This is a genomic window from Mesorhizobium sp. M1A.F.Ca.ET.072.01.1.1, from assembly GCF_004023325.1.
Lineage (GTDB): Bacteria > Pseudomonadota > Alphaproteobacteria > Rhizobiales > Rhizobiaceae > Mesorhizobium.
The window spans coordinates 1-6,380 of the sequence record NZ_RZSF01000357.1 but is presented as its reverse complement, the minus strand read 5'-3'; the positions used below and the strand labels follow the sequence as shown (position 1 = coordinate 6,380).

At 63.9% G+C, this 6,380-nt stretch carries 7 protein-coding genes; 6 read left to right on the top strand and 1 reads right to left on the bottom strand.

Annotated elements, in window-relative coordinates:
* The first annotated feature begins 171 nt into the window (after nt 1–171).
* The 3 genes from EOA32_RS31460 to EOA32_RS31450 all read left to right on the top strand — a co-directional run bounded on the left by EOA32_RS31460 (nt 172) and on the right by EOA32_RS31450 (nt 2,663).
* A complete protein-coding gene (locus tag EOA32_RS31460; RefSeq protein ID WP_128373795.1) occupies nt 172–1,098 on the top strand; it encodes a J domain-containing protein in 927 nt (308 codons plus the stop codon).
* 107 nt (nt 1,099–1,205) lie between these two features.
* Nucleotides 1,206–2,024: an enoyl-ACP reductase FabI gene (fabI, locus tag EOA32_RS31455; protein ID WP_059186698.1), complete on the top strand. Its 819-nt coding sequence runs from the start codon at nt 1,206–1,208 to the stop codon at nt 2,022–2,024.
* A 51-nt stretch (nt 2,025–2,075) separates the two neighbouring features.
* Nucleotides 2,076–2,663, top strand: coding sequence for a histidine phosphatase family protein (locus EOA32_RS31450; protein ID WP_095778001.1), 588 nt, complete (start codon nt 2,076–2,078; stop codon nt 2,661–2,663).
* Between the two features lie 206 nt (nt 2,664–2,869).
* On the opposite strand, the gene EOA32_RS31445 is transcribed toward EOA32_RS31450, so the two are convergent.
* A complete protein-coding gene (locus tag EOA32_RS31445) occupies nt 2,870–3,127 on the bottom strand; it encodes a DUF1344 domain-containing protein (protein WP_066998075.1) in 258 nt (85 codons plus the stop codon).
* A gap of 211 nt (nt 3,128–3,338) precedes the next feature.
* Here EOA32_RS31445 and aroC point away from each other — a divergent pair, with 211 nt between their 5' ends.
* The 3 genes from aroC to EOA32_RS31430 all read left to right on the top strand — a co-directional run bounded on the left by aroC (nt 3,339) and on the right by EOA32_RS31430 (nt 6,210).
* Nucleotides 3,339–4,439: a chorismate synthase gene (gene aroC / locus EOA32_RS31440; RefSeq protein WP_128373794.1), complete on the top strand. Its 1,101-nt coding sequence runs from the start codon at nt 3,339–3,341 to the stop codon at nt 4,437–4,439.
* A gap of 101 nt (nt 4,440–4,540) precedes the next feature.
* Nucleotides 4,541–5,641 carry a 3,4-dihydroxy-2-butanone-4-phosphate synthase gene (ribB, locus tag EOA32_RS31435; protein WP_095777998.1) on the top strand — a complete coding sequence of 367 codons (1,101 nt, stop codon included), beginning with the start codon at nt 4,541–4,543 and terminating at the stop codon, nt 5,639–5,641.
* 32 nt (nt 5,642–5,673) lie between these two features.
* Complete coding sequence (locus EOA32_RS31430) at nt 5,674–6,210, top strand: GNAT family N-acetyltransferase (protein ID WP_095830439.1); 537 nt, start codon at nt 5,674–5,676, stop codon at nt 6,208–6,210.
* The last annotated feature ends 170 nt before the right edge of the window (nt 6,211–6,380 follow it).

Genomic DNA, 6,380 nt, shown 5'->3' with positions numbered 1-6,380 from the left:
GCCATGTACCAGGGCGAGCTCTGCATTGCCGACGCCGGAGGCTGGCGCATGCAGGAGTTCAAGGCGCTCTAATTTCACTCTCCATTGGCATCTTGCACCACTGGAATTTCTTCCTATGCGAGCGCATATAGAGGGCAACTGTGGACCCAATCTCTCTTTCAGGCAGGAAGCATGCGCGACCCCTATGAGGTGCTGGGCGTTGCCAAGAACGCCTCGGCCAAGGAAATAAAATCGGCGTACCGCAAGCTCGCCAAGCAGCATCATCCGGACCAGAATCCGAATGATCCGAAGGCGAAAGAGCGTTTTGCGGCCGCCAACCAGGCCTATGAGATCGTCGGCGACGAGAAGCGCCGCGCAGCTTACGATCGCGGCGAGATCGACGCCGACGGCAAGCCGAGATTCCAAGGCTTCGAGGGCGCGCCCGGCGGCGATCCGTTTGCCGGGTTCCGCCGTCAGCAGGGCCCGGGCGGGGCGCATTTCGAATTCCGCACCGGTCGTCCGGGCGGCGATCCATTCGACGGCAACAGCGATATCTTCAGCCAGATCTTCGGGGAGGCCTTTTCGGGTGGGCGGGGTCCAGGCCGTGGCGACCGTCGCCAGCCGGTCCAGGCGCCCGACCTCAATGTCACGCTGGACATCACCGTCGAAGAGGCGGCCACCGCGGAGAAGGTGACGGCGATGTTCCCTGACGGCCGCAAGATGACGGTCAAGCTTCCCGCCTATGTCGAGGAGGGCCAGACCATCCGCCTGAAGGGTCAGGGCGAGCAGGGGCCCGGCCAGCCGGGCGACGCGCTGGTCAAAATTCACATTCGCCGCCATCCGCGCTATCGCATCGAGGGCCGCGACCTGCATGTCGACCTGCCTATCGAACTCGCCGACGCGGTGCTCGGCGCCAAGGTGGCCGTCGAGACGCCGACCGGCAAGCTCGCGGTCAACGTTCCCGCATGGTCGAGCTCGGACAAGGTGTTGCGCCTGAAGGGCAGGGGCCTGCCGGAAAAAGTAGGTGGCCATGGCGATCTCTACGCCCATGTGCGGCTGATGCTGCCGGAGGGTGGAGACGCCGATCTCGAAGCCCTGATGCGTAAGCGGAAAGGCTGATCGAAGCGGTTTTCTCCTCAAGCCAGTCTGTTTTCGACGCTTGAAGGGGCCCTGTGCCTGTGCGATAGGGCTCCACAAAGCAGACATTCTTGCGGAGAATTGCGCACATGGCGGGTGGACAGGGCCTGATGGCCGGTAAGCGAGGCCTCATCCTTGGCGTCGCAAACAATCGGTCGATCGCTTTCGGCATCGCCAAGGCTTGCGTCGATCACGGCGCCGAAATCGCGCTGACCTATCAGGGCGAGGCGTTCAAGAAGCGCGTCGAGCCGCTGGCGGCGGAACTCAACGCGCATGTCGCCGGCCATTGCGACGTGACCGATCCGGAAAGCCTGGACGCAGTCTTTGCCGACATCGCCAAGCACTGGGGCAAGCTCGACTTCCTCGTCCATGCCATCGCCTTCTCGGACAAGGACGAGCTGACCGGCCGTTATGTCGAGACGACGCGCGATAATTTCCTGCGCACCATGGATATTTCGGTGTTTTCCTTCACCACCATCGCCAAGCGCGCCGAGCCGCTGATGAGCGAAGGCGGCTCGCTGCTGACGCTGACCTATTACGGCGCCGAGAAGGTTATGCCTCACTACAACGTCATGGGCGTCGCCAAGGCGGCGCTCGAGGCCAGCGTGCGCTATCTCGCCGTCGACCTCGGCGCCAAGAAGATCCGCGTCAACGCCATCTCGGCCGGCCCGATCAAGACCCTTGCCGCCTCCGGCATCGGCGACTTCCGCTACATCCTCAAATGGAACGAGTACAACGCGCCGCTTAAGCAGACGGTGACGCAGGAAGAGGTCGGCGATTCCGGCGTCTACTTCCTGTCGGACCTGTCGCGCGGCGTGACCGGCGAGGTCCATCACGTCGATTCCGGCTACCATGTCGTCGGCATGAAGGCGGTCGACGCGCCCGACATCTCGACCGTCAAGGACTAGTTCTCTCCGCCTGTCTATCGTCCAGGCCCTGGCCCGACCTCCGGAGACCTGATGTATCCGCTCGTCTACATCGCGCGCCACGGCCAGACGCAGTGGAACGCCGAGGGTCGGCTGCAAGGCCAGGCGGATACCGATATCAACGAACTTGGCCGCGAGCAGGCGACGCAAAACGGCCGACGGTTGGCGGACCTTATCGGAAACGCCGCGGATTTCGACTTTGTCGCCAGCCCGATGCGGCGCACGCGCGAGACGATGGAGCTGATGCGCGCGGCGATGGGTCTCGACCCGCTCGCCTATCGCACCGATCCGCGCTTGGTGGAGCTAAGCTTCGGCGACTGGCAGGGTTTCACCTTTGCCGAACTCGAAAAGCGTGTCCCGGGTTCGACCAAAAGCCGCCGCGCCGCGAAGTGGGATTTCCAGCCGCCCGGCGAGGGCGCCGAAAGCTACGAGATGCTGCTCGAGCGGATAAAACCCTGGTTCGACGCGCTTCGCCAGCCGACCGTCTGCGTCACGCATGGCGGGATCATGCGCTGCTTCTTCCGCTTCGTCACCGGCATTTCCAAGCAGGACGCCGCCAGCCTCGACGTACCGCAGGACCGCCTGCTACGGCTCGAGGGCCGCACCCTGGAGTGGCTGTAGGGCCTGCGTTTCAGGCCGTATGTTGGAGGTCGGCCGAAGGCCTCGAACGTCGCCATCCGGGAATCTGCGTTTGCGTCGCTGCGCCCCTTGCTTCGCTCCAGGATGACGAAGCGTTCGGCGCTCGGACATTGGCAAAGGTGTCCTCTACCAACGTACTGCTACCAACGTACTGCGCCGTCCGCCAAGACCTCGCGGCGCGGATGATTCTAGTCGCTGTCCGGCAGCTGCATATCGGTCACGACATTCTCGCCATTGGTCACGTCGTAGGCGAGGACGATATCCATGCCGGGCTTCAGCGCGTCGAGATCGGTTTCGGCGTTGAGCTTGTAGGACTTTCCGTCGTCCAGCGTCAGCGTCAGCGTGTCCTTGTCGACCTTCTTGATCAAGCCTTCGGTCTGGCCGGCGAACGCGGCGGCGGTGGAAATGAGCAACATGGCGCAGGCGGCGCCAATCAGGGTACGCATCGTCGTCCTCTTTGGTCATTGCGCCGGCATGAGCAACGGCGGATCCTCAACGGCGGATGGAAGAGAGCAGAAACCAACCGAATGTGTCAAAACTAAATCCTCCAGATCACAGATTGATGCATCCGATCACCGTTTGACCGCTGTGGAAAACGCCAATAGAAGGCACGCTTGAACCGGCGAACCGGGTCCGCGCCGGGCAGGGCGTTTTTCCATGTCTCACAACACCTTCGGCCATCTTTTCCGCGTCACCACCTGGGGTGAAAGCCATGGCGCCGCGCTTGGCTGTGTTGTCGACGGCTGCCCGCCCGGGATCCGCTTCAAGCGCGAGGACATCCAGGCCGAGCTCGACCGGCGCCGCCCGGGCCAGTCGCGCTTCGTCACCCAGCGCCGCGAGCCGGACGAGGTCAAGATCCTCTCCGGCTTCATCCTCGACGAGGACGGCGAGACGATGATCACCACCGGCACGCCGATCTCGATGCTGATCGAGAATGTCGATCAGCGCTCCAAGGACTACGGCGAGATCGCGCGCCAGTACCGGCCGGGCCATGCCGATTACACCTATGAGATCAAATACGGGTTGCGCGACCATCGCGGCGGCGGCCGCTCCTCGGCGCGCGAGACGGCAGCCAGAGTGGCGGCCGGCGCGCTGGCACGCAAGGTGGTGCCGGGCATGGTGGTGCGCGGCGCGCTGGTCTCGATGGGCGAAAAGTCGATCGATCGCGCCAATTGGAACTGGAATTTCATCGGCGATGCGGAAAACCCGTTTTTCACCCCCGACCCGGCCTCGGTTCCGGTCTTTGCCGCCTATCTCGACGGCATTCGCAAGGCCGGCTCGTCGGTCGGCGCGGTGATCGAGATCGTCGCCGAAGGTGTACCGGCGGGCCTCGGCGCGCCGATCTATGCCAAGCTCGACCAGGACATCGCCTCCGGCCTGATGTCGATCAACGCCGTCAAGGGCGTCGAGATCGGCAACGGCTTCGAAGCCGCCCGCATCACCGGCGAACAGAATGCCGACGAGATGCGGATCGGCAATGACGGCAAGCCGGTGTTTTTGTCCAACAATGCCGGCGGCATCCTCGGCGGCATCTCGACCGGCCAGGCGATCGTCGCCCGCTTCGCCGTCAAGCCGACCTCCTCGATCCTCACGCCGCGGAAATCGATCGACAAGGACGGCAAGGACGTCGAGGTCATGACCAAGGGCCGCCACGATCCTTGCGTCGGCATCCGCGCCGTGCCGATCGGCGAGGCCATGGTTGCCTGCGCGATTGCGGATCATTATCTGCGCCATAGAGGACAGACGGGAAGGCAGTAAGGCAGTAGGAGAGAATGTTACGTCGCATTCGGCGACGCCAAACTTTTTGCTTTTCCCTACTCAACTACTGCCCTATTCCCCAAGCGAGCTAGCGAGCGTCCATGCCATACGACCAGAAGAAGATCGTCGAAGCGATCCGTGCTTTCGAGCGCGGCGAGATCGTCGTCGTCATGGACGATGATGGGCGCGAGAACGAGGGCGACCTGATCGTTGCCGCCGTCCACTGCACGCCGGAAAAGATGGCCTTCATCGTCCGCAACACCTCCGGCATCGTCTGCACGCCGATGCTGCGCGAGGACGCAAGGAGGCTAAACCTTGCGCCCATGGTGGCCGACAATGATTCCGCCCACACCACGGCTTTCACCGTCAGCGTCGACTTCAAGCACGGCACCACGACGGGTATTTCGGCGGACGACCGCACGCTCACCGTGCGTAACCTCGCCAATGGCAATGTTGGTGCCTCCGACTTCGTGCGGCCCGGCCACATCTTCCCGCTGATCGCGCGCGAAGGCGGTGTCTTGATGCGCTCGGGCCATACGGAAGCCGCGGTCGACCTGTGCAAACTCGCCGGGCTGCCCCCGATCGGCGTCATCTCCGAACTGGTCAACGACGACGGCACCGTCAAGCGCGGGCCTGAGGTGCAGGCTTTCGCCGCGCAGCACGGGCTGAAGCAGGTTTCGGTCGCCGATCTCATCGCCTATCGCCAGCGCAAGGAAACGCTGGTCGAGCGCGTCGCCTGCTCCGACATCGAGACGCCCGGCGGCAAGGCGCAGGTCTTCACCTACACGCTGCCCTGGGATTCCATGCACCATGTCGCGGTCGTCTTCGGCGACATCCGCGACGGCGAGGAGGTGCCGGTGCGGCTGCATTCGGAAGACGTCGTCACCGACGTCTTCGGCACCAGCCACCGCTTGGACCACATCATGGAGGCGATGGGCGAGCGCAAGCGTGGCGTCATCGTCTACCTGCGCGAAGGCTCGGTCGGCGTCGCCCATCAGGAGCGCAAGCGGCCCCAGAGCGGCGACCGCGAGGATCACGAAGAGGCGCGCCGGCGCGAGAACGAGTGGCGCGAGATCGGGCTCGGAGCGCAGATCCTCAAGGATCTCGGCATCTCCTCGATCAACCTGATCGCCTCGCGCGAGCGCCACTATGTCGGGCTCGAAGGATTCGGCATTCACATCGCCAAGACGGAAATTCTCTGACGTTTCGGCCGACAGGGCGACGGAGAAAAACGATGGCCGCGCCATTGCCTGTCAGCCAGCAGACCGAACGACTGCTGCTGCGCCGGCCCAAACAGGCGGATCTGGAGTTTCTGGCCGATCTTTTCTCGCGCCCCGAACTGGTGGCGCATCGCCCCGACCCGACGCCGGACACGCCGCAGCAGAGTGCCGCAAGGCTCGCTCGCGACATCGATCATTGGGAGAAGCACGGATTTGGTCGCTGGGCGGTCGAAGCCAATGAGAAACTGATCGGCTTCGGCGGCGTCACCTTATCGAGCGATTTCGATGGGCTGAACCTGTCCTATCATCTTCACCCCGAGACCTGGGGGCATGGCTACGCGACGGAACTGGTTCGGGGGAGCTTGCACGCGGCTTTCGGCCCCTTGCGCGCCGGTCGGGTGATCGCACTGGCGCGTCCCGCCAATCCGGCATCGCGGCGCGTGCTGGAGAAATGCGGCTTCGTCTTCGAGCGGGAGATCATGCTCCATGGCGCGCCGACGGGGCTTTACGCATTCCCGGCGGCGAAGTTCGTTCCAAAGCAGGACATATAGCCAGCCAGCACCGGATGCATCGGCATCATCCAGCCGGAACAATCGCCGCTTCGCATTCATCCGGGGCGCAGTCCGGCGTCGCCAGCCGACACTGGCCGGCGAGCACGGTGACCAAAGCGACCGAGCCTGCCGCCACCGACACCCAGAACCCGTTCTGCGGTCCAAAAGTG